This window comes from Mycobacterium sp. Panama NTM2 (assembly GCF_054355555.1).
The window spans coordinates 3,029,049-3,051,114 of sequence record NZ_CM135953.1; the positions used below are offsets into that span (position 1 = coordinate 3,029,049).

General features: G+C 66.8%; 20 protein-coding genes and 1 pseudogene. 5 read left to right on the top strand and 16 right to left on the bottom strand.

The annotated features are described in order from the left end of the window. Positions 1-36: 36 nt before the first annotated feature. From ACXYX3_RS14370 to ACXYX3_RS14435, 14 genes are all read right to left on the bottom strand, one after another. A complete protein-coding gene (locus ACXYX3_RS14370; RefSeq protein ID WP_458607985.1) occupies positions 37-2,613 on the bottom strand; it encodes an excinuclease ABC subunit UvrA in 2,577 nt (858 codons plus the stop codon). A gap of 83 nt (positions 2,614-2,696) precedes the next feature. After that, a complete protein-coding gene (locus ACXYX3_RS14375) occupies positions 2,697-2,993 on the bottom strand; it encodes a hypothetical protein (RefSeq protein WP_241207507.1) in 297 nt (98 codons plus the stop codon). Between the two features lie 48 nt (positions 2,994-3,041). Continuing rightward, a complete protein-coding gene (locus tag ACXYX3_RS14380; protein WP_458607986.1) occupies positions 3,042-3,980 on the bottom strand; it encodes an alpha/beta fold hydrolase in 939 nt (312 codons plus the stop codon). Between the two features lie 312 nt (positions 3,981-4,292). Beyond that, positions 4,293-5,369, bottom strand: coding sequence for an MSMEG_0565 family glycosyltransferase (locus ACXYX3_RS14385; protein WP_458612091.1), 1,077 nt, complete (start codon positions 5,367-5,369; stop codon positions 4,293-4,295). A gap of 2 nt (positions 5,370-5,371) precedes the next feature. Then, complete coding sequence (locus tag ACXYX3_RS14390; RefSeq protein ID WP_458607987.1) at positions 5,372-6,208, bottom strand: carbon-nitrogen hydrolase family protein; 837 nt, start codon at positions 6,206-6,208, stop codon at positions 5,372-5,374. Between the two features lie 10 nt (positions 6,209-6,218). Next, entirely contained in the window at positions 6,219-7,637 is a 1,419-nt protein-coding gene (locus ACXYX3_RS14395) for an MSMEG_0567/sll0787 family protein (RefSeq protein WP_241207550.1), read from the bottom strand. Further along, on the bottom strand, positions 7,637-8,692 hold the full coding sequence (locus ACXYX3_RS14400; protein WP_458607988.1) for an MSMEG_0568 family radical SAM protein: 1,056 nt from the start codon (positions 8,690-8,692) through the stop codon (positions 7,637-7,639). The genes ACXYX3_RS14395 and ACXYX3_RS14400 overlap by 1 nt, the downstream gene beginning before the upstream one ends. Positions 8,693-8,769: 77 nt before the next feature. Beyond that, the gene (locus tag ACXYX3_RS14405; RefSeq protein WP_241207511.1) at positions 8,770-10,044 is read right to left on the bottom strand and encodes an MSMEG_0569 family flavin-dependent oxidoreductase; all 1,275 of its coding nucleotides are present in this window, start codon (positions 10,042-10,044) and stop codon (positions 8,770-8,772) included. Beyond that, complete coding sequence (locus ACXYX3_RS14410) at positions 10,041-10,337, bottom strand: MSMEG_0570 family nitrogen starvation response protein (protein ID WP_241207512.1); 297 nt, start codon at positions 10,335-10,337, stop codon at positions 10,041-10,043. The genes ACXYX3_RS14405 and ACXYX3_RS14410 overlap by 4 nt, the downstream gene beginning before the upstream one ends. Continuing rightward, positions 10,330-11,220, bottom strand: coding sequence for a carbon-nitrogen hydrolase family protein (locus ACXYX3_RS14415; RefSeq protein WP_458607989.1), 891 nt, complete (start codon positions 11,218-11,220; stop codon positions 10,330-10,332). Before ACXYX3_RS14415 ends, ACXYX3_RS14410 begins: the two co-directional genes overlap by 8 nt. A 7-nt stretch (positions 11,221-11,227) precedes the next feature. Beyond that, complete coding sequence (locus ACXYX3_RS14420) at positions 11,228-11,749, bottom strand: MSMEG_0572/Sll0783 family nitrogen starvation response protein (protein ID WP_241207514.1); 522 nt, start codon at positions 11,747-11,749, stop codon at positions 11,228-11,230. Positions 11,750-12,037: 288 nt separating this feature from the next. After that, positions 12,038-12,475: a RidA family protein gene (locus ACXYX3_RS14425; RefSeq protein ID WP_458607990.1), complete on the bottom strand. Its 438-nt coding sequence runs from the start codon at positions 12,473-12,475 to the stop codon at positions 12,038-12,040. Beyond that, complete coding sequence (locus ACXYX3_RS14430; RefSeq protein ID WP_458607991.1) at positions 12,457-13,488, bottom strand: acetamidase/formamidase family protein; 1,032 nt, start codon at positions 13,486-13,488, stop codon at positions 12,457-12,459. Before ACXYX3_RS14430 ends, ACXYX3_RS14425 begins: the two co-directional genes overlap by 19 nt. A gap of 54 nt (positions 13,489-13,542) precedes the next feature. Then, a complete protein-coding gene (locus ACXYX3_RS14435) occupies positions 13,543-13,953 on the bottom strand; it encodes a TIGR03618 family F420-dependent PPOX class oxidoreductase (RefSeq protein ID WP_458607992.1) in 411 nt (136 codons plus the stop codon). A 147-nt stretch (positions 13,954-14,100) separates the two neighbouring features. On the opposite strand from ACXYX3_RS14435, the gene ACXYX3_RS14440 reads away from it, so the two are divergent. Continuing rightward, entirely contained in the window at positions 14,101-14,769 is a 669-nt protein-coding gene (locus ACXYX3_RS14440; RefSeq protein WP_458607993.1) for an NADPH-dependent F420 reductase, read from the top strand. A gap of 63 nt (positions 14,770-14,832) precedes the next feature. Here the strand turns inward: ACXYX3_RS14440 and ACXYX3_RS14445 are convergent, their stop codons facing one another. Next, positions 14,833-15,435, bottom strand: a complete 603-nt coding sequence (locus tag ACXYX3_RS14445; RefSeq protein ID WP_241207519.1) for a TetR-like C-terminal domain-containing protein — start codon at positions 15,433-15,435, stop codon at positions 14,833-14,835. Between the two features lie 80 nt (positions 15,436-15,515). Between ACXYX3_RS14445 and ACXYX3_RS14450 the strand changes: the two are divergent. From ACXYX3_RS14450 to ACXYX3_RS14465, 4 genes and pseudogenes are all read left to right on the top strand, one after another. Beyond that, positions 15,516-15,871: pseudogene (locus ACXYX3_RS14450) on the top strand (hypothetical protein); the annotation flags it as partial. Next, on the top strand, positions 15,871-16,848 hold the full coding sequence (locus ACXYX3_RS14455) for a TIGR03617 family F420-dependent LLM class oxidoreductase (protein ID WP_458607994.1): 978 nt from the start codon (positions 15,871-15,873) through the stop codon (positions 16,846-16,848). The pseudogene ACXYX3_RS14450 and the gene ACXYX3_RS14455, both read left to right, overlap by 1 nt. A 4-nt stretch (positions 16,849-16,852) precedes the next feature. Beyond that, positions 16,853-19,234 carry a PEP/pyruvate-binding domain-containing protein gene (locus ACXYX3_RS14460; RefSeq protein WP_458607995.1) on the top strand — a complete coding sequence of 794 codons (2,382 nt, stop codon included), beginning with the start codon at positions 16,853-16,855 and terminating at the stop codon, positions 19,232-19,234. 96 nt (positions 19,235-19,330) lie between these two features. Further along, positions 19,331-19,954, top strand: a complete 624-nt coding sequence (locus ACXYX3_RS14465; protein ID WP_241207522.1) for a flavin reductase family protein — start codon at positions 19,331-19,333, stop codon at positions 19,952-19,954. A gap of 7 nt (positions 19,955-19,961) precedes the next feature. On the opposite strand, the gene ACXYX3_RS14470 is transcribed toward ACXYX3_RS14465, so the two are convergent. After that, a complete protein-coding gene (locus tag ACXYX3_RS14470) occupies positions 19,962-21,941 on the bottom strand; it encodes a DUF7064 domain-containing protein (protein ID WP_458607996.1) in 1,980 nt (659 codons plus the stop codon). Positions 21,942-22,066 lie beyond the last annotated feature (125 nt).

Consider the following 22,066-nt stretch of genomic DNA (forward strand, 5'->3'; position numbering starts at 1 on the left):
CAGGCCGAAGAATCCACCGAACGCAGGTCAACCGTTCTATCCGGTTACCCGCGCATCATTCGATATTCGATCAGCGTCACGCTGTGACCCGTCTCCCACGAACGGGGCAAGGTACGGCGCGGTCCGGCTCACCGTATCGGCGGCAACCACCGCCGGCGCACCGGCCACGACGACGCTTCCTCCGTCCTCGCCGCCACCGGGTCCGAGGTCTATGACGTGATCCGCGTTTGCTACGACGGACATGTCGTGCTCGGCCACCACGACGGTGTTGCCGGCGTCGACGAGGCCGTGCAGCTGACGTTCCAACAACTCGACGTCGGCAGGATGTAGCCCCGTCGTGGGCTCGTCGAGCACGTAGAGCGTGTGACCCCTCTTGGCCCGTTGCAACTCCGATGCGAGTTTGATGCGTTGCGCCTCGCCACCGGAGAGTTCTGTGGCCGGTTGTCCGAGTCGCAAGTATCCCAGACCCACATCGCACAACGCTGCCAAACTCCTTGACGCAGAGGGCAAGTCAGCCAGGAACTCGGCGGCCTCGTCAACGGTCTGAGCGAGCACGTCGGCAATGGTTTTGCCTCGATAGGTGATCTCGAGGGTCTCGTCGGAATAGCGCGCTCCCCCACACGCCGGACACCTCGCGTAAGTGCCGGGCAAGAACAACAGTTCCACCGCGACAAACCCTTCGCCGCGACAGGTGTCGCAGCGGCCTTCGGCGACGTTGAACGAGAACCGGCCCGCGCTCCACCCGCGTCGCCGCGCTTCGGGGGTATCGGCGAATGCCTTGCGGACCGCGTCGAAGAGGCCGGTATACGTCGCGAGGTTCGAACGAGGGGTGCGGCCGATGGGTCGCTGATCCACGGTGACGAGCCGGCCGAGCACCTCGGCACCTTCGACGGACACGCCCACACTCGAATCGATGTCGATATCGAGGAGCTCGGCATCGCTGTCATCGGCGTCGTCGACGAGTTCGATCTGCCTACCCAGCTGCCTGGCCATCACGTCGCCGAGTACTTTGCAGACCAGTGTCGACTTGCCCGATCCTGACACACCGGTGACCGCGACGAACACACCCAGGGGAATATCGACGTCGATACCCCGTAGGTTGTGAAATGTGATGTTGCGCAACCGCATCACACCGACCGGTGCGCGCGTGGGTCGCCGGGCGACCTGGCCGTCACGGAACAAAAAACGCCGGGTGACCGACGGGGCGACCTCGGCGAGGCCGGCCACCGGTCCGCTGTACAGCACCTCGCCGCCTAGTTCGCCGGCGCCAGGTCCGACATCGACGATCCAGTCGGCGCGCCGCACCACATCCATATCGTGCTCGACCACGAACAACGAGTTGCCTGCGCGGCGGAGCCGGTCCAGCACGTCGAGAAGAGGCTCGGCGTCGGCGGGATGCAGCCCCGCCGACGGCTCGTCGAGGACGTACAGGACACCGAACAATCCGGCCCGTAGTTGGGTAGCCAGGCGCAAGCGCTGCAGTTCACCGGGTGACACGGTAGGTGTGCGACGGTTGAGGCTCAGGTAACCGAGCCCCAGGTCGACGAGTACGGATATGCGCGCCACCAGATCAGCCGCGATCATGGTCGCCACTTCGGTGAATTCACCCGATTCGGTCGATTCGTAGGCCGCGGCGAACTCCGTCCTGATCGCCGCCGGCGAGAGAACGTCGGTGAGCTTCGTGAGCGGCAGGGCCGCGAGCTCGGCGATGGTGCGGCCGGCGAACGTCACCGCGAGGGCTTCGGGTCGCAGCCCAGAGCCGCCGCAGACTGGGCAATCAGTGCTGTGCACGAAGTGCAGAACCCGCCGTCGCATCGCCGCGCTCTGCGAGTTGGCAAGCGTGTGACGGACGTGACGCTCCGCGCTGGAGAATGTCGCGTTGTAGTAATAGTCCGCGGTGACCGGATGCTGGCTCGGATCGATCTCGACGGTGGGTTGCTCCTCGGTGAACAAGATCCATTCCCGTTGGCGCTTGGGAAGTTTGCGCCACGGTTTGTCGATGTCGTAGCCGAGCGTGATGAGGATGTCGCGCAGATTCTGTCCCTGCCACGCTCCGGGCCACGCCGCCACCGCGCCTTCCCGGACGGTCAGCGACGGGTCGGGCACCAGTGTCTGTTCGGTGACCTCGTGGATGCGGCCGAGACCGTGGCATGTCGGGCACGCGCCGATCGTGGTGTTCGGAGAGAACGCATCGGAGTCGAGCCGCTCAGTGGCTCCCGGCGGGTAGCTCCCTGCGCGGGAGTACAACATGCGCAGCAGATTCGACAGCGTGGTGATGGTGCCGACGGTCGAGCGGGAGGTCGCCGATCCGCGTCGCTGCTGCAGGGCGACCGCAGGCGGCAGTCCTGTGATGTCGTCGACCTTCGGTGCATCCTGAGGGAGTAGGAGTCGGCGTGCATAGGGTGCCACCGACTCGAAGTAGCGGCGCTGGGCCTCGGCGTAGATGGTGCCGAATGCCAATGACGATTTGCCCGAACCGGACACTCCGGTGAACGCGACGAACGAGTCCCGCGGCGCGGCGACGTCTACGGTTTTCAGGTTGTGTACCCGGGACGCGTAGACACGGATGTACGGATCCGGCCCATCCAAGCCCGTCTCAGTACCGCCGTTCATCTCGCCCATTGTGTATGACTGCCCATCATTTCCGGCTTTATGTCACGCGACACCTCGCCACCGCTGCGTCGCGCGCAGCGCTCCTAGTCGATCTCGCCAGTCAGTCCCACGCGGCGCTGCTCCAGATCCGCCAGCACAGCGGTGTAGAGATCGTGCGTATCGATGTCAGTACCGCTTACCCGTACGACGCGCGTGTTCTGTGTCGATTCGAGGTGGACGCGCCCGCGGGGATCCAACGGGGTGTACTCACCCGTCGCATCGCCCGCCGCGACTGCCTCGTAGTTGTAGCGCTGAAGTTCCTGGTACACGGTCGACAGGATGTCCGACTCGAGTTCCTCGGCGATGGTCTGATCCGGCAGGATCACTTTGAGTGACGACATCTTTCCACGTTAGCCCCGCGAGAAGGTCCGATGACAATTCTCTGCGGCCTAGCCGGGCGAGCCGACCATTTCCATCCCCGCATTGATAGCCGGACGGTGACGCAAGATGCGGTAGTGGGCCAACCGGCCGAGCCCACGTGTGCTCATCAGCTGAGCACCCGGCCACAGTGTCGACAGCCGCGCCGTAGCGGCGTACGGGCTGTCGGGGTCGTCTGGGTCGTGGATGAGCAGCAGCGGCGGATAGTTGGCGCGGCGACCGAGACGCGACATGTTCGTCTCTTCCAACCGCATGCCGATCCGCTTCTCCAGACGACGGTGCAAACCGGCACGGATTCGACGACCGAAGTCGTGTCGCGCGGCGAAAAGATCCAAATACAAGGGGAAGTCGCCCATAGGCGCCAGTAACACCAGTCGCCCAACGGATGCGCCGCCTGCCGCAGCAAGTGTAGTCGCATTGGCTCCCAGAGAATGTGCCACCACCGCGTGGGCAGCACCATGTGTCCGGATCATCGCCGCAATCGCATCGGCGCACTCAGTGGCGGTCGTGCGTCCCGGCGCCAGCTCCCCCGGATCGGATGCGTTGTGACTGGGAAGATCGAAGGCAATGGCCCGAAAACCCCTATCCACCAACGGCTTGACGAATACCGCAAGGTGCGCGCGCTGCCCGCCCCAGCCGTGCACCAAGTACACCGGCGGCCCCTCGCCCCACTGCTCGCCGACTACCCGATGCCTGTTCCCCCAGTAGGCGTCGACGGGCTCACCCGGACCTACGCCAGGTGGCATACGCAGAGCTGATTCCAACACCGGCGGTGTGCACCACAGCTCGACTGCCCAGCGCGACCCCACCCAGGGCGCCAGCCGTTCCAGCCACCGGAACGCCTGGCGCACCCTGGGCTCGACCGGCGGCAATACACCCGAGCCGGCGATATCGAGCGGTGCGATGGCGCTCGCCTGGCCCGGCGCGCTTCCAGCAGCCTCTTCGGTCACCTGACAATCATGGCACCAGGGGCACAACGCCGATCGCGTCCGGTCAGCCCATTCGCATTACGTTCCTGAACCCGCAAATCTTCACCCGCGGGGAGCCGAAGCGGTAGGTGATGACGTTGCCGAGCCCGCCCCACAGATTGCCTCCTGTCATCAAAGGACTTCAGCCATTGCGCGCGCCCGCTCGTCAACGAACGGGATACGAGCTCAGATGATGTGCGCTTTGGTGATACGGATTCTGGTCTGACTGCAGCACCATCCACACGACCGACACCTGGGGAGCGCCGTCGGCGTTGAGTCTCATGGTTGTTCCCTTCATGACGTGACGCGTCGATAAAAGTCGATATGTGCGGCCGCCGCTGCGTCCCAGGTCATGCTCGACGCCAACGCGCGACCCCACACCGGCTCGGGTGGCGTTGCGATCGCTTCCTGCAGCCGGGCTGCGAAATCCGCCGGCGTGGAGGCGTACGCGACGCTATCGCCGAACACTTCACGCAGGACCGGAAGGTCGCGCGCCACCACGGGCCTGCCCGCGGCCAATGCCTCCATGGCGGCCAGGCCGAACCCTTCCTTGGTGGATGGGAACGCGAACACCTCGCAGGCGGCTACCAGACTCGGCAGGGCGTCATTCTCGACGGTTCCGAGAATCACCGGGGCGACGCCCAGTTCAGCGCAACGCTCGTCGAATGCCGACCGGTAGTCGCGATAGTCGAACAGTGTTTCACCGCCCGCGATCACCAGCGAGACGCCCGGCTCGCGCTCTCGCAACACCGCCATGGCGTCGACCAGATCCACCGTCCCTTTGCGCGGTTCGATACCCCCGACCGCCAGGACGTACCGGCCCAGGTCTGAGCGCCACTGTTCCTGCGCAGCGGTGTCGTCCGAAGCATCGATGAACCGTTGCGCCTGAACACCATTGGGTATCACCGTCGGAGAGAAGCCCCACCCGGCGCGAACTTCGTCGGCCACCGCCTGGGACACACAGATCCGGGCGTACGGCTCCACGATGGCGCGCTCGTGGCATTCCGCGAGGACGGGGGTCGTGAACTGGTCGAGATGGTGAATCGTGCGGATACACCGTCCGACCGCGTTGGCGCTGATGCAGTCTTGAGCGTGCACGATGTCGTAGTCGTCTGCGCAGAACGCGTCTCGCAGGGTGGCGATCGACCGCACGATCCGGTCGGTGACGGTGTCGCCAGGCAGATCGGTGAACTCGACGAGTTTCACGGTCACGGCCGGATCGACAGCGCGGAAGAAGCCGCGATCACCGGCGCGCGCCAGCGACCACACCGTCACATCGACCCCGCGATGCGCCAGTGCCTCGGACAGGTTCAGCGTGTGCACCACGCCGCCGCGCGGTTTGGTCGAATACGTCAGCAGGGCGACGCGCATCGTCACGATCCGCTCCGGTAGGTGTCCGGTCGCAGCTCCGCGAGGTGGTTGAGTACCTTCCGGGCGCGGCTGATCTCGGCCTCCACGTCGATCTCCGCTCTTGCGAGCCCGCCTTTGGCACGAGTGGTCGCGAGAATGTCCCCGCCCGGCCCCACCACTTTGGCCTGACCCAGGAAGCGCAGATTGCCCATCACACCCGTCTGATTGGACGACACCAGCACCACCTGGTTCTCGGCGGCGCGAGCGCAGTCGTACAGGTCGAACAGGCGGGACTGACGATCGGCGGGTAGCCGAGAGGCGCGGTCGGTGATGCTCGCCGGCCACGCCGACAGCGCGGCGATGACGTGCGCGCCGTCGGCCGCCAGCGTGCGCGCCGCTTCCGGGAAGGTCTTGTCGTAGTCGATCAGCATGCCGAGTTTTCCCACGGGGGTGTCGAACGCTGAGAAACCATCACCGGCAAGGTAGGTCAATGACTCGCCCGCCGGTTGATGCACTTTGCGATAGGTGCCCAGGACGCCGTCACCGGTGACGCAGATGGCAGCGTTGTACCGGCCGCCACCGGCAACTGCCTCCGCATACCCCAAGCAGACGGTCATCGGCCCGGCCGCGGCGATGACGTCGGCGATCTCGGGACCGTCGGGATCGAGCGCAGGTGGCGGATCAGCCGGGTCGGGGGCACGGAAGTCGCCGATGTACCCACCCAGGCACGCATCCGGCAGCACCAGCAGATCGACGCCGTCCTGCCGGGCGGATGCGATGATGCCGACGACCTTCTCGACACATCGAGGGAGGTCGCGCCCGAAGTGCGCGGCCACCGCAGCCAGGGTCACCGATGTCATCGGCTGTAGCCTACGACGGCCCCAGCCCCGTCACCGCGGGCGCGAGAGCGCTTGTCACGACTCCATCGGGCCACCGCAGCCGTACTCCGGGCTCGGCTGTCAGCACGGCGCATTCTGCGCTGTCGACGCCGGCGGGCAGGGCGTGCACCAATTGCGGTCCCGCGGTGAGCATTCCGAATCCCGGGAAGCAGGTCAGCCAGTCGCCCATCGCCGCATCAGTGGGCCGCGGGACCGCCGCAACGTCGATCTCGGCCCCGGTACCGCACGCTTCGGCCATCATGCCGAGGGTGCCGGCGATCCCGGCCATGCTCACGTCTTTGGCGGATGCCGGCATCGACTGCGCCACCAGACCCGTCATGGCAACCAGGTCGGCGCTGCTGCGTCGACTGGTCGAATCCCACTGCCGCCCGTGATATCCCGGCCGCCATTGCCCGGAGGTGTCTGCGGTCAACCGCACCGTGTCCCCCACCGCGGCTCCCCCTGCTCGCACCAGAGCGCTGCTGCGTCCCAGCGCCGTGACGGACAGGGCCGCCGGCACACCGAGCTGCGTGTGTCCGCCGAGCACCGGGATCTGCCAGGCCGCGGATGCTCTAGCGACACCGGAGATGACCCTGTCCAGAAGTGCTCTGTTGGGAGCACCGACGGCGTCGAGAAGACCGATGGGGTGCGCTCCCATGGCGGCCAGGTCGTTGACGTTGACCAGAACCGAACACCAGCCGGCCCATTCCGGGTCGCGTTCCACCATGGACGGGATGATCGCGTCGCACGCGGCGATCAGGTCGCTTCCCGGCACCGGTACACCGTCATCACCGACGAAACCCGCCGGCCCGAGTGCCCCGGGCACACTTCGTAAGGGCGCCAACGCATCGCCGAGGAAGGATTTGGTGGCGGTGGCCACGCGTTGGATCGAGGTGATCGGCCATCGCATCCATGCGTGCCGCCGGCCGGCGACCATCCGCTCGCCGACGAGATTCCATCCCAGGGTCTCGAACAATCGGGAGTACCGCCGTTGCACGGTGGCCTCGAATCGCAGCACGCCGGCCGACTCGGCATGGGCGCAGGCCGCCCGCACCAGCGCGGGCCCCACACCGTCAGACCTGACGCTGGGGTGGACCACCAGCCGGCTGCCTGTCCACCAACCGATGTCAGGCTCGATGGCCGGGGCCAGCCGCACTCCCCCGAGCACCTGCCCATCTGGGGTGGTGGCCACCAGGACGACGGTGCGCGGATCGTCGTCGATGTCGTCGCGGTCGGTGCCCGCGAACAGCCCTTGCGCGGAGACGAACTCCTCGTGGCGCAGGTGCCGGTAGGCGGTGATTTCGGACGAGCTGGCCGCCGGGGCGATCAGGAATGGGGCCGCAGGGCGTGGCGTGCCGGACAGGATCGACAGTCCGACAGGACCCTGCGCGCTGGCTGCGAACGGGATCATCACGCCCCCAGGTTCTGCAGGACGCTGCACGCTCCGCATGCGGCGCATCCGGCGCGTTGGTCGGCTCCTGTCATCCCCGCGGACTGCAGCATCAGTGCGACTTCGCGACTGACCTTCTCGACCACCGGAGCCTCGGGAGAACGGGCGCCGTCGACGTCGACGGCGAGCGAACCGGGCTGCGGACGGAACGGGACGATGAACGGATACACCCCCATGTCGATGAGTTCTGCTGCCCCGCTGATCAACTCCTGCGGATCCTCGCCGAGCCCGACGAGCAGATAGGTCGACACCTGGTTGCGCCCGAAGACCCGCACCGCCTCACGCCAGGCCGCCCGATAGCGCTCCACACTGACCTGGGCCTTGCCGGGCATCCACCGTTTCCGGACGTCGTCGTCGAGCGATTCGATGTGGATGCCGATGGCGTCGGCGCCGGCCTCGCGCAGTTCGGTCAACACCTCGAGGTCGGCCGGCGGTTCACACTGGACCTGTATGGGTAGCGACGGCACCGCGGCCTTGACCGCCCGCACGCAGCGGGCCAGGTGCCGGGCACCGCGGTCGCTGCCCGCCGACGTGCCGGTGGTCATCACCATCTGGGTGACGCCATCCAGACGCACGGCCGCGGCGGCCACCTCGGCCAACTCAGAGGGTCGTTTCACCGCGGTGGTGGCACCGGAACGCAGCGACTCTTCGATCGTGCAGAATCGGCACCGCTGGTCTTCGACGTATCGAATGCAGGTTTGAACGACGGTCGTGGCCAACACGTCACGGCCGTGCAGGCGGGCCAGCTTCTCGTAGGGCACGCCGTCGACCGTGCACAGGTCGTAGAACCGAGGCCGGGTCACCACCTCGACATCGAGGCCGGTGTCCTCGCCGTCGAGAATCACTCGCGTGCCGTCGAAGACGAAGGGACTGTTCGGGTTACGTGGGATGGCGGCATTGAGCCCGTCGATGACCAGGTGACCGTCGGCGCTCGGACCGGCGCCCGCGGTCCGGCTCACCGGTGGCGAACCCCGGAAACCCAACAGCGCCAGATCGACTCGTGTGGATACAGACATGCGATGCCTCCTACGCTGTGGGGGGTTCGGGTGCGCGGAAGGCACGTCGATGTGCCGTGAGTGCGGGTGCCATGACGTCAGCTCCCGACGGCGAGTCGTAGCACCGACTCGTGGTAGCCACTGATGATGGTGGCGGCGATGTGCGAGGCGTCGCGGTCGATCCCGAGGAACCGACCCGATCCCCACGTGTGCATCCACGGCAGCCCCACAAAGCTCAGCCCCGGCACCGAGGTGACACCACGCGTCTGCATCGGCCGGCCAGCACCGTCGAACGCGCTGGCTTCGATCCATCGATAGTCCGGCCGGTATCCGATGGCCCACACGATGCTGGTGACGTTCTCGGCGGCCAGATCCAGTGTCGTGGGCTCTGTCTCGGGCACCCACACCGGCTCATAGCGGGTGGCCGGCGGCGCGGTGATGCTCTCGCGTTCGATGTGGGCGTCGATGTCCGAGCAGATCGAGTTGTAGACCGCGTCGGCATGGTCGAGGGCGGCACGCAGGGTGGGCTCGAACGACAGCGTGGTGTCCTTGCCGCCGGCCAGAGCGCCATAGAGCTTCATGCCCTCGACGGCGAACTGCCGCAGGTCCACATCGCGGCCACCGTCGCGGCCGGTGACATAGTGGTTGGTCTTCTCGATTGCGGCCTTTCCACCCGGATACTGCGCTGCTGCGCGGTCATACAGACCCATGTCCGACAGCCAGGTCATGCAGTCGCGGCCCCGGTAGAAGCGGGCCACCCGTGGAGCGTTGCCCACCGCCAGGTGCACGCGGCGGCCGGCGAGGTGCAGGTCCTCGGCGATCTGGGCGCCGGACTGCCCGGTGCCCACCACCAGCACCGCGCCGTCGGGCAGCTGCTCGGCGTTGCGGTACTGCTCGGAGTGGATCTGGGTGATGGCGGCATCCAGCGAACCTGCGTAGGCGGGAATGACGGGCAGCGGATACCCGCCGGTCGCGATCACGGCGTTCTCACAGGTGAGTTCTTCGATTCCCGAGGGGGTTTGGAGTGTGAGAGCGAAGCCGCCTTCGGGGCGTCGGGTCAGCGTGGTGACGCGGGTGTGGGTGCGCAGCGGAGCGTCGAAGGTCTTCAGCCAGCCGTCCAGCCAGGCGACCACTTCGTCACGGGTCATGAAGCCGTCGGGGTCTGCGCCGTCATAGGCGTAGCCGGGCAGCTTGCAGTGCCAATTGGGGGTGACCAGGGTGAAGTTGTCCCAGCGGCTGTCGGCCCAGGCGTGCACCGGTGTGTGCGCTTCGAGTACCACGTGCTCGATGCCGGCGCGGCTCAGATACCAGCTGACCGAGAGCCCGGCCTGCCCGCCGCCGATGATCGCCACCGGTACATGCGCGCCTGTCATGATTGCTCCAGCGAGGGTTGCATGGCGATGACGGTGACCTCCGCGTCGATGGCAAAACGTCTCGCGGACTCCATGATCTGATCATTGGTGGCGGCTGCCGACGTACAGGCAAAGCCGTACTTGGCGCGCACCCTGTCGCTGGCCTGCTCGAGTGCGGCGCCGGCACGGTCCACCAGGTCGCCGACGGTGTAGCGCCGTCCCGTGGTCAAGAAGTCGTGCATCACCAGACTCGGTGAGTAGCAGGACTGGATGGAACCGTCGGGCCAGCGGATGTCGAATGTCATCTCAGGCATGCGCCAGCTCCGCCCACTTCGTGGCGTCGGCGTCGGTCAGCGGGCCGTACACGTCCGGCCGGCGGTCACGCAGGTGGAACATGCCTGCCCGCATGGTTCGGAAGGTCTCGTCGATGTCCACGTCGGCGACTGCCATCCCGCTTCCCAGCAGGGTGGTCGCGAGGATGTTGCCGCCCGGGTCTACCACTTTGGAGTTGCCGACGTAGCGCAGCGACCCGAAAGTGCCGCTCTGGTTGGAGGCCACCCAGAACACCTGGTTGTCGAGAGCGCGGGCGATGTCGAACTGGTTGAACCGGTAGGTCCAGCGGTCGTCCTGCAAGTTCTCCGCCGTGGCGGTGCGAGCCGCCGGCCATGCCGACAGGCTGGCGATGATCTGCGCGCCGTCCAGAGCCATCACGCGGGCGGCCTCGGGGAAGGCCTTGTCGTAGCAGATCTGCAGTCCGATACGCCCGGCCGGGGTGTCGTACACGTCGTAGCGGGTGCCCGCCGCGTACGACATGCTCTCCCCCAGCGGCTGGTGCACCTTGCGATAGACGCCGTAGACATTCCCGCCGTCCAGCAGTGCTGCTGCGTTGTAACGGGTTTCGCCGTCGTCGGCGAGTTCGCAGAAACCGATGGCGACCACCAGGTCCCCGGCCAGTTGTTGCACTCGTTTGATCTCGGGTCCGTCGACCCGGATGGCCGGCGGCAGTGATCGGGTTGTGGTCTTGATGGTGTCCCCGTGATTGCCCAGCGACGACAGGTAGCCGCCGATCGCCGCTTCCGGCAATGCCAGGAAGTCGACGCCGCCTGCGCGTGCCTCCTCGGCCAGCGATGCGATCAGAGCGTAGTTCTGGTCGAGATCCCTGGTGAAGTTGGCAGAAACCGCTGCAAGAGTGGTCATTTCGCTGTCACACCATGTACGTGGAGTTGATGATGGCACCCTTGCGGGCGTAATAGATGAGGGCGTCCTGGACGTCCAGCGGATGCGCGGGGATGACGCCCTCGATCAGGTCCTCCTCACGGCCGCCGTGCAGCGCGAGCCCGAAGCGACAGGCGAACACCGTGCCACCCTCCTTGATGAAGGTGGCCAGCGCATCGTTGATGTTCTGCTCACCTGGGAAGCCGGAGTCACCGGTGGTGGGAAAACCGCGGGTGGCGAGGCAATTGATGGCGCCGGGGCCGTAGAAGTAGATGGCGGACTCGAATCCTTTGCGCAAGGCGCGAGTCGCCTGCAGGACGGCTACGAAGCTGACCGACGACTCGTGGGCGATACCGTGCACCAGGGTGAAGTAGCTCTCGCCCTCTTCGGCCTGGTAATCGGGGAAGATCTTGGTGCCGCCGTAGATGTTGCTGCCCTTGGGTAGCGACGGATGCGGGATCTCGGCGAGCGAGGTGGCGATGTTCTCGGCGATGGATGCGTCAAATGCCATGGAGGACTCCATATTTCTTGCTAGACGTGCTGGCGGATCGTGTTGCCCGGCCGAGCCCCGTTGGTCGATCGACGTCGACCTGCAACAATTACAGAGCCTGTCTATTGCGCGGTGGTTATGAGCGGAATACGTCCCTGTTGCCAAGCGGCAGAACCCGGCAATGCGCAGTTAACACGCCGGGAAATCACTACAGCTCTGTCAGAGCGCCCGGGGCCGCAACGCCGGGTCGAGGCCGCCGATGTGAGCGTCATCGAGAGCGCACAGCAACCGGCGTAGCTCGGTCAATCCCTACTCAGGCGAACCCCAACCGCCGCGCCGCCAGCACACCCAGTCGATCTCGACGCGTGCGCCGACCGCCAGCCCGGTAACGCCGACGCAGGTTCGCGACGGCAACCGGTTGGGAAACCACGCGGCGTACGCCGTGTTGAAGGCCTCGTACTCAGTCCAGTCGGTGAGATAGGCGCGCACCGATACCACGTCGGCCAGACCGCCGCCGCACAGTCCGGTGACCCGCACCAGATTGGAGAGCACCTGGTCGGTCTGGGCCGCAATCTCGTCGCTCACCACCGATCCTGTTGTGTCGGTGGGCATCTGACCGGTCACATACAGCGTCTCGCCGGCCGCGGTGGCGTGCACGAACGGGGCCACTGACGGCGGCACCCCATCGGCAGGCGTAAACGTGAAAGGTCGGATGCCTCCTGACGCACTCACGCCGCTCTCCCCCATTCACTGGGAAAGCAGCGCTTGTCGATCCGGGCGTGCACACCCTGACGTTGATCGACGACTTGGGTGACGGTGAAGTCAACAGCCACCGACATGAACGAGTAGGCGTCGGCGCACGACAGCCCGTAGAGCCGCTGCAACACATCGAGTGCGCGTACCGCCGCCGCCCGCATCGCGCTGTCCAAATCATCGCCGAAGCCGTGGACCAGGAGCTCGGTCGCCGTCTCCAGCACCGGCACGGTGAACGGCAGATCGCGGCGCACCGTGAGACGCAGCAGCCCGTTCAACGACGCCTCCAGCGCCGTACCGCTGATCTCCCCGTCGCCCTGGGAAACATGTGGGTCACCGATCGACAGTAAGGCGCCGGCAGTCTGCACGGGGTAATACATCGTGCCGCCCATGCCGATCCGCCAGTTGTCGATGTTCCCGCCGTGATCGCCGGGCGGCACCGAGGACAACCGTCCGGGGTCGGCCGGTGCGACACCCATCGTGCCGAAGTGCGGGCGCAGCGGGACGGTGACACCAGGCAACGCAGGTTCGCGGGTGACGCTCGCCGGTTCGACGACGGTTCCTGCCTGGTCGGCGAGCGGCGTGGTGGTCCAGTCGTAGCCGAAGAGCGCCCGCCCGCGCAGCGCGAAAACATCCAATTCATAGACCGTGACCCGCTCGGAGGCGGTGAGATCATACAGATAACCCCAATGCGCGGCGAGATTCGAGCCGTACTTGAGACGCGGCGTGGCCTCTAAGATGTCGACCTGCAGCACGTCACCCGGGCGGGCTCCGGTCACCGCGATCGGCCCGGTCAGCAGATGCGGCCCCGGTCCACGATCGGCGACCTGCTCGAACACGGCACGAATATCGTCGTCCATCAACAGATCTGGAGCGTCACCTGCGTGATGGGTGAAAGTCTCTACGGCTACCAGATCACCCGAGTCGACAAAGAGCACCGGAGTCAGCGCGGGGTCGAAGTACCCCCAGTGCACTGTCGCCGGGGTGGCCCGCAGCACGTGATGCATCCGGCGATCATGCCAGCGCACCGGGGCCGCTGCAGCGCGAGATCTCCGCGCGTCTCAGATGATGCGCGCCTTGGTGATGCGGATTCTCGTCAGCAGTCCCGGCGGTGCGTCCGGCGGCGGAAAATGGTCACTGGACCCGAGCATGACCTCGGCCAGATCCCTCAGCAGTTCGGGGGCACCACCCTCGACGACACGCGCCTCGCCGGCCACCGTCAGATAGGGCGTCGGAACTCCCGGATGGGGTTGCCTCGACAAGATCGTCACCGCCACGCGCGGATCCCGGCGAATGTTGCGGGTCTTCTGGTACTCGGCCAGATGAGCAGTGACCAGCTCGTCTCCGTCGGGCGTCGACTGCAGCGCCATCCACACAACCGACACCTGCGGGCTGCCGTCGGTGTTCAGGGTGACGAGTGTGGCATCGGCCCCGTCGCCGATGATGGCGCGCGCGTCGGCGTCCAGTCTCATGGTGGCTCCTCTCCCGAAGCTGCAGCGGTCACACTCGACAACCCGTCGTCGAGGCGGTCGATTCCCGCAACTGCGGGTTCGGAATAGTCCTCGCGGACTCGACGTTGCGCGACGAAGGTCGTCACGACATCACCGAGGAGTCGAACTGTGCGCATCGGAATCATCGGAGCAGGCCTCATCGGCGGAACGCTGACTCGCCGTCTCCGCGAACTCGGCCATGAGGTGAGCGTGGCCAACTCACGATCACCGGAGACACTCGCGGACCTCGCGGCGGAAACGGGTGCTACCGCGGTGTGGGCCCGTGACGCCGCGACCGACGCTGATCTCGTGATCGTCAGCATTCCTCAGAAGAACGTTCCGGACCTCGCGGACGGGATCGTCGACGCGCGCAAGCCGGGCGCCCCCGTGATCGAGACCAACAACTATTACCCGCAGCAGCGCGACGGCGAGATTGCCGCCATCGAAGACGGTCAGGTTGAAAGCGCCTGGGTGGCAGAACAAATCGGCGCACCCGTCTTCAAAGTGTTCAACGGCATCTGGTGGAAGCATCTGCTCGGTAGCGGAAAGCCTGCAGGCGCGCCCAACCGGATCGCACTCCCGATCGCCGGCGACGACGGTCCTGGCTGCGACCTCGTGCACGACCTCGTCGAGCAGTTGGGCTTCGACCCGGTCCACGCCGGCCCGATCTCCGACTCGTGGCGTCAGCAACCCGGAACCCCGGTGTACGGCAAGGATTTCGATGTCGAGAAGACCGTGAAGGCTCTGGCCGAGGCATCTCCTGAGCGGACACCCGAGTGGAGCGCTCGGGCGTCCTGAGCGGACTGTAGAGGCGGGCATCGGTACGGCGAGCCTGCCGCTACCGGTGCACCTTTCGGCGCGTCACCCTCTCGCTCCCCACTGCTCGACGAGCATCGTGGTCATCGCGTCGACCCACGCGTCATCGAGCAAGGCGTCGCGGCGGATCACGATACGAAAGATGGCAGCACCGGCCACCACTTCGGCAAGCAGAGGAAGATCGTCACCGCCGCGCCGTTCCTGCCCGAAGCGAGATTCGAACGCACTGAGGTTGCCGGTGAGCCGGGCGATCATCAGGGCGTGCAGGTCGGGGTCGGCGACCGTGTCGGCGATGAGTCCAGGCAGGGCGACGCGGACTTCGGGCCTGTCGAAGATCCGACGGATCGTTTCGACCATTGCGCGGATGTCTGTGCGGATGTCGCCGGAAGCACCTGACACGGTAATGGGTTCGTCCGCGAGCACTGCCTCGTGCACGAGGTGCACTTTGCCCGACCAGCGGCGGTAGATGGCCGCCGTCGTCGTACCCGCCCGCGCCGCGATCGCGGACAACGACAGCGCTGAGTAGCCCGTGTCGACGATCAGCTCGCGCGTCGCCGCGATCACTGCGGCGTCGATCTTGCCGTCACGGGGCCGGCCCGGCGGGGGCCGGGTGGCCTCCTTGCCATCGCTGCCCTGATCTGCTGTCATGTTGGCAGTCTACTTCCGATGCGACACGCATCGTATTTATTGGAGAGTCCATGAGCCTCGGCCCGCTCGACGAGTACCCCTACAACCCCGGCACCCGAATTCCGCACGGCGCGCACGTCGAGTTCATGAACCGGGCCGGTGACCACATGTCACTCGACGTCGACTCGAAACTGTTCGCTCCCATTGCGGCGACTCCTCGTGGGTCCACGGCACCTGGAAGGGTGGTCCGTTCACCGAGCGGGTCACCTTCGACCTCACCGATCCCGCAGTGATGGCCAGGGCACCGTTCAGCCTCATCGACCATGTCGGGCACGCCGTGTGCACCGAACCCGATGGCACCACTCGACATGGCGCCGGCCTGTTCGAACATGCGGTGATCGGACCACATCACCCCTCCGGATTCTCCGATTGGACCGATGTGGCAGGACAGCACTGATGAAGGTCATGACGGCTCTCTTCGGCCCGACCGACGCGGTCGAACGCGCCGCCCTGCTGCGGGAGGCTGGCGCGTCCGGCGTTTTCACGTTCGAAGGCCCTCACGATGTGTTCACTCCCCTGGTCCTTGCCTCGTCGGTGAAGGGGCTCGACGTGATGTCCAATGTCGCGATCGCTCTCCCCCGCAACCCGATTCAGCTCGCACACCAGGCCAACGATCTGCAGCTCCTCACCGAGGGACGTTTCATCCTCGGGCTGGGAACTCAGGTGCGCGCACAGATCGAGAAGCGGTACGGCGTGGCGTTCGACCATCCGGTGGAGCGGATGACAGAAATGGTGGGGGCGTTGCGCGCCATCTTCGCGACGTGGGATCACGGCGAGCGACTCGATTACCGCGGCGAGTACTACCGCCACACCCTGATGACGCCGACGTTCGTGCCGGGGCCGAACCCGTACGGTCCGCCGCCGATCTACCTCGGAGCGCTCGGGCCGCGCCTGACCCGCGCCACTGCCCAGGTGGCCGACGGGCTGCTGGTGATGCCCTTCGGGTCGAAGCGGTTCCTGCACGAGGTGACGATTCCCGCGGTGCGCGAAGGGTTGTCATCGGCCGGACGCCGCGAGGAGGATTTCGCCGTCGTGCCGGAGATCATCGTCTCGGTCGGAGAGGACCACACCTCGACCCGGATGTTGTTGGCGTTCTACGGTTCGACGCCGGCGTACAAGCCGGTGCTCGATGTTCATGGCTGGGGCGATCTCCAGCCCGAACTCAACGCGATGTCCAAGCAGGGCCGGTGGCAGGAGATGGCGACGTTGATCGACGATGAGATGCTGCACACCATCGCCGCGTGCGGAGCGCCTGCCGAGATCGCCGACCACATCCGCGACAGGGTGGCAGGCGTCTCGGACCGGATCTGCCTGTACCAGCCGGGCCCCATCGAGGTCACCGCGCTGGCCGAGATCGTCGACGCGCTGGGCTGACGAGATGGCGCCGACAGTGATCGAATTCGACGACGTCACCGACGACTGCTTCGGTGGCAAAGCCGCCGGCCTCGCTGAACTCCGCCGGCTGGGACTCCCGGTTCCGGCGGGTTTCGTCGTCGCCGACGCGTCCACCGAGGGGTCCCTCGCCGCAGCGGGCGACCGGTTCCGCCAACTGAACGCCGCCGTCGCGGTGCGCTCCTCGGCGGCCGGCGAGGACGGCGACGACCAGTCGTTCGCCGGGCAGTACGACACCGTGCTCGATGTGCGGTCGGTCGAGGAGTTCACCACCGCCGTGCGCCGCTGCGCCCAGTCGGTGCAGTCGGATCGGGCGACGGCGTACAGCAGGCAATCGGACGACGGTACCCCGGCCACCGCCGTGATGCACGTGGTCGTCCAGCAGATGGTCGATGCACGTGCTGCCGGAGTCGTGTTCACCGCGGACCCTGCCAGCGGCCGACGCGACCTGATGGTGATCGACGCGGTGGCAGGGCTCGGCGAGTCGCTGGTGGACGGTTCGGCCTCCCCCGACCACATCGTGCTCACCGCCGACGGCAGCGTCGCTGTGCTCGAACTCGCAGCTGACCCGGTGCTGTCGCGCGAGGACATCGACGCCATCCGGTCGGGTGCGAGGCGGGCAGCTCAGCATTGGGCCAGGCCGATGGATCTGGAATGGGCGATCGATGCCTCAGGTGCCTTGTGGTGGCTCCAGGCCCGCCCGATCACGACCCTGCCCGGCGACCTCAACGAGATGGATTCACCGGTGGCCGGCCCCGACCATGTGTACACGCGGTGCAACATCGGCGAGATGATGCCCGGCGCCTTCTGCCCGCTCACCGCATCGGTGTCCGGGTACGCCATCGATCACGCCATGCAGATGACGCAGGTGGTGGCGCGCGCCCAGCCCCGCTACGAAAGACCCTGGCTGCAGGTCGGATACTTCTACGGCCACATGTTCCTGAATCTCACCGAAGGTACGGCACTGAGCTCGGGCATTCTCGGCAACTCCCTCGAACAGTTCTCGATGTCTGTCTGTGGTCGTGTCGTCGACGAACTGAAACCCAAGCCGCCGCAGCCCTTTCACCGTCGCGTCGTCAACACTGTTCTGTTGACCACCCACGCGCTCTCTGCCGGGCCGGCGATCCGACGACTCGGCCGCCAGATCGCCGCGTCACCGATTCCCACCAGCGACGATCCGAGAGTCGTTCTCCGACAACTCGAGTCCGGTGTCGATCGGTACCGCCATGTCACGCTCACCCATGTCCGGTCCTCGTCGCGCGCCGCAGTGGCGGCGAACATCCTCGAGAGTCACTGCATCAAGCAGGCGGTGAAGCGCGGCCGAAGCGCGCAGGACGGTCAGGCCGAGGCCATGCGCTGGATGGCCGGGGCGTCGAATGTCGAAAGCGCCATGATGGTCGACCAGCTGAACTCGGTGGTCGGTGTCCTGGCGGCCGATGCGGCGGCTGCCGAACGGTTCCTCGCGGCAGAGCCCGCCCATGCCGTGGCCGAACTCCGCGGCGCCGGCCACAGCGGTGACGCGCTGCGGCAGTTCCTGACTCGGCACGGCCACCGCGGCTACCGCGAACTCTGCATGCGGGACCCGTCCTGGGCCGATGACCCCGGCGGTCTCGGTTCGATGATGCAGGTCATGCTGCGCGCGGCACTCGATGCGGGACGACGCTCGGCACCGCCGGTGGGGGCCGACCAGGAGCCGCCGTCGCGCGCGGTCAGGATGCTCGCCCGGATGGCCCAGGCCGGCGCCCGCGGACGGGAGGAGACGAAATCGAAGATGGCCCTGATGGCGCACACCCTCAAGCAGGGGTACCGCCACCTCGGCGAGGTGCTCGCCCGGTCCGGCCGACTCCCCGACCCCGATCTTGTGTTCTTCTTCGACCGCAGCGAATTGCCGCGGGTGGTCGGCGACGACGACATCACCGAGCTGGTGGAGCGTGCACAAGCCCGCCGCGACGCCCTACCGTTCCAGGAAGCACTGGAATTCGACGACGTCTCGGTCGGCCGCCCTACCCCGGTGATCGCAGCCCGCCGCACCATGTGCACCGACGGCCAGATCGTCGGTCGCCCCGCCAGCCGCGGATCGGTCGAAGGCGTTGTGCGCGTTGCGAAATCCATCAACGACGCCCGAGATGTCCAACGTGGTGAGATCCTGGTGGCGCCCGTCACCGATGTCGGGTGGACGCCGTACTTCACGGTCATCGGCGCACTGGTCACCGACATCGGCAGTTCGGTGTCACACGGCGCCGTGGTGGCGCGCGAATACGGCCTGCCCTGTGTGGTCAACACCCTGGTCGCCACCAAGTTGTTGAAGACGGGCGACCGGGTGCGCGTCGACGGCGACCGCGGTGTGGTGACCCGTCTCGACGTCTGACGGTGTTCGCCGCCATTGCTGCGTCGCGACCCGCGGGTGGGACGACTCGTGCCAGGCAGCGCCATCGCGACACCGACCCTGTGGTTGACTGCTGCGATGGCGACGTCTGACGCGCACTTCTATCGGCCCGCGGACGGTACCGGGCTGCCCCACGATCCGTTCAACGCCATCATCGGGCCACGGCCGATCGGATGGATGTCCACCGTGAGCGCTGAGGGCACCCGAAACCTGGCCCCCTACAGCTTCTTCAACGGCTTCAACTATCACCCGCCGGTGATCGGCTTCGCCTCGATCGGATGGAAAGACAGCGTCGCCAACATCGAGGCCACCGGGGAGTTCGTGTGGAACCTGGCCTGCCGCCCGATCGCGGCCGCGATGAACGAGACCGCCGCCAGCGCAGCGCCTGACGTCGACGAGTTCACCCTCGGCAGGCTCACCCCCGTGGACTCCGTCGATGTCACACCGCCGCGGGTGCTGGAGAGTCCTGTCAATTTCGAATGTCGCCTGACTCAACTGATCCAACTGCACGACATCGCCGGTACGCCCGTGGACACATGGCTGGTACTCGGCCAGGTCGTCGCTGTCCACATCGACCGGCAGTATCTCGTCGACGGCGTCTACGACACCGCCGCCGCCCAACCCATCCTGCGCGCCGGCGGACCTGCGGCCTACTTCGACGTACCGCCCGACGCTCGATTCGAGATGACCCGACCCGGCTGACCTGTCGTCAGCCGTGGCTGCGGTTCCATTCGATCCAGCCGACCCCGCTGCGGCCGTCGTCGGTGGTGACCGTGCCCCACGAGCGCGGGAAGCGACTGAGCCGACCGTCGGGAGAGGTCAGTAGCACCGGCGCATGGGCCGTCGGCGTGATCGTGGCGGTCAGTCCGTCATAACCCACCACCGCTGAGGCCGGGAGTTCACCATCCCAAACCGTCTCGCGCGCTTCGACTTTGACGAGCTCGATCAGCGGCTCCCCACTGCGCTGCGAGTAGCCCACCGACAGCGCGGGTGCACCGGGGATACGAATGTCGACGCCGTGCAGGTGGGTTCCGTCGTCCAGGTGTACGGCGCTCCACACCCAGTCCATCCCCCACCAGTCCCGCGACGCCCACGAATGGTCGCGTTGTCCGGCAACGCCGGTGAGGGTGAAGGAGTGTCCGTCGGCCGTGACCGTGCCCGACACCCGGCATGGAATCTCGTAGCGCGGCGACACCCGGTACTGATAAGGCACTCCCACACTCGTCCACTCCAGGTCCACGCTCACCTCGACCGGCCTGCCCGCCTCGCCGCGCAACAGTGCGGTCGGATCGTCGTGAGCCTGCCCCCGGCCCAGCAGCGCCACGCGATAGCGGACAAGCGGTTCAGCGACGTCCAGCCGGAGCTCCGCCTCGTCGGTCACCACCACCTCTTGGTCGACGGGCAGGGGCGCCTCGAAGTCCAGCACCGCGACGGTCGGGCGGCCGGGCCCGCACAGCAGGCCGTTGACCCAGGCGTGACCCTGGTTGGGGATGAGTCCGAGCCGGAACCAACCGCCCACCTGCTGGCCCGGCTCGACGAAGTCGAAATACCAGCTCTCACTCCACAGCGGCTCGTCGGTCGGGGTGTGCCTGCCCTCGTCGGATGCGTTCGGCTGCAACGGTTCCGGCGTCGACGGCGGGGGCAGCAGCGAGAGCGCGCCGGTGTCGATCACATGCTGGCAGTGCCGGGCGATCATCGCCATGAACATCTCATCGCCCCGGGCGGTCCGCTCCACCAGCATCGGCGACACGATGGCCATCAGCACCCCGAAGAAACTCTGCCGCCGCACCCCCTCGCGCACCTCGTCCAGGGAGACGCCGGAGGTTCCACCGAGTGCACGGTGATAGGCAGCGAGCAGCTCGTCGTACCGGGCGCGACGCTCCTCGACGGGCAACGCGCACCCGAGGAAGTAGGCGACGTCGGTGAATGCCGGTCCCCACGTCACCGTCTGCCAGTCGACCACGGTCAGCGGCCGGTCGGCACCCGGTTGGCCGAACAGCATGTTGTCCAGCCGGAAGTCGCCGTGCACCAGGCCTTGCCGACCGCTCCCGCCCTCGGCGGCCATGTACGCGTCGAACGCGCCCACGAACTGCTCGCAGACCGCGCGATGCTCCGGCGCCACCTGGTCGGCGTAGCGATCGATGAACCCGGCATACAGGGCGCTGATCAACCCCTGATCGACCGGCGACTCCCTGTTGAGCCAGGCCGCGTCGGCGAGCGCCTGGTCACCCAGAAGCGGACCGTGCACCAGACCGAGTTGGCGCATCGCGAGTTCCGCTTGATCCGGGGTCGCGCCGCGGATCTCGTCGCCCACAGTCGCCGGAGCGGCGTCGTCGAGCAGCAGATCGAACGCGTGCGTCGCGCTGTCGTACGCCGCATGATGACAGGGCGCCACCGGACCGGCCAGGCCCGGTGCCACATCGGTGTAGAAGCGGACCTCGCGTTCGTAGAGCCCCATCGCCAGCCCGGTCTGGCGGCTGCTCGGATCGGCGGCAGCGACCTTCAGGACCACCGACTCAGGCCCGTCGGCGCCGTCGGCATAGCTCACCTGCACCCGGTAGCACTCACTCATCTGACCGGTGCCGATGCGGGTGACCGAGAAGCTCGAGACGTCACGGTCGAGTGTGGCGCTGAGCCATTCGACGGTCAGATCGGCGGGGCTTTCCAGGAGCGGTGGCAGCGTCGACACCCGGCCAACGTATAGCAGGAGGGTCACCGCGACGGGCACATCCGACAAACCAATTGACGGCCGTCAACTGCTGGACGGACGAAAGCGACAACGTGATCATGATCAGGCGCTCCCCGGTGGGGCGT

Coding starts and splice junctions, on each gene's coding strand:
- ACXYX3_RS14420 (WP_241207514.1), bottom strand. CDS start 11,749: ATGGCATTTGACGCATCCATCGCCGAGAACATCGCCACCTCGCTCGCC.
- ACXYX3_RS14430 (WP_458607991.1), bottom strand. CDS start 13,488: ATGCATCACGTGCTGCGGGCCACCCCGGCGACAGTGCACTGGGGGTAC.
- ACXYX3_RS14385 (WP_458612091.1), bottom strand. CDS start 5,369: ATGCGCGTCGCCCTGCTGACGTATTCGACCAAACCGCGCGGCGGCGTG.
- ACXYX3_RS14415 (WP_458607989.1), bottom strand. CDS start 11,220: ATGACCACTCTTGCAGCGGTTTCTGCCAACTTCACCAGGGATCTCGAC.
- ACXYX3_RS14410 (WP_241207512.1), bottom strand. CDS start 10,337: ATGCCTGAGATGACATTCGACATCCGCTGGCCCGACGGTTCCATCCAG.
- ACXYX3_RS14390 (WP_458607987.1), bottom strand. CDS start 6,208: ATGACATCGGTGACCCTGGCTGCGGTGGCCGCGCACTTCGGGCGCGAC.
- ACXYX3_RS14425 (WP_458607990.1), bottom strand. CDS start 12,475: ATGGGGGAGAGCGGCGTGAGTGCGTCAGGAGGCATCCGACCTTTCACG.
- ACXYX3_RS14395 (WP_241207550.1), bottom strand. CDS start 7,637: ATGATCCCGTTCGCAGCCAGCGCGCAGGGTCCTGTCGGACTGTCGATC.
- ACXYX3_RS14405 (WP_241207511.1), bottom strand. CDS start 10,044: ATGACAGGCGCGCATGTACCGGTGGCGATCATCGGCGGCGGGCAGGCC.
- ACXYX3_RS14460 (WP_458607995.1), top strand. CDS start 16,853: ATGGCGCCGACAGTGATCGAATTCGACGACGTCACCGACGACTGCTTC.
- ACXYX3_RS14455 (WP_458607994.1), top strand. CDS start 15,871: ATGAAGGTCATGACGGCTCTCTTCGGCCCGACCGACGCGGTCGAACGC.
- ACXYX3_RS14375 (WP_241207507.1), bottom strand. CDS start 2,993: ATGTCGTCACTCAAAGTGATCCTGCCGGATCAGACCATCGCCGAGGAA.
- ACXYX3_RS14465 (WP_241207522.1), top strand. CDS start 19,331: ATGGCGACGTCTGACGCGCACTTCTATCGGCCCGCGGACGGTACCGGG.
- ACXYX3_RS14400 (WP_458607988.1), bottom strand. CDS start 8,692: ATGTCTGTATCCACACGAGTCGATCTGGCGCTGTTGGGTTTCCGGGGT.
- ACXYX3_RS14370 (WP_458607985.1), bottom strand. CDS start 2,613: ATGAACGGCGGTACTGAGACGGGCTTGGATGGGCCGGATCCGTACATC.
- ACXYX3_RS14435 (WP_458607992.1), bottom strand. CDS start 13,953: ATGAGACTGGACGCCGACGCGCGCGCCATCATCGGCGACGGGGCCGAT.
- ACXYX3_RS14445 (WP_241207519.1), bottom strand. CDS start 15,435: ATGACAGCAGATCAGGGCAGCGATGGCAAGGAGGCCACCCGGCCCCCG.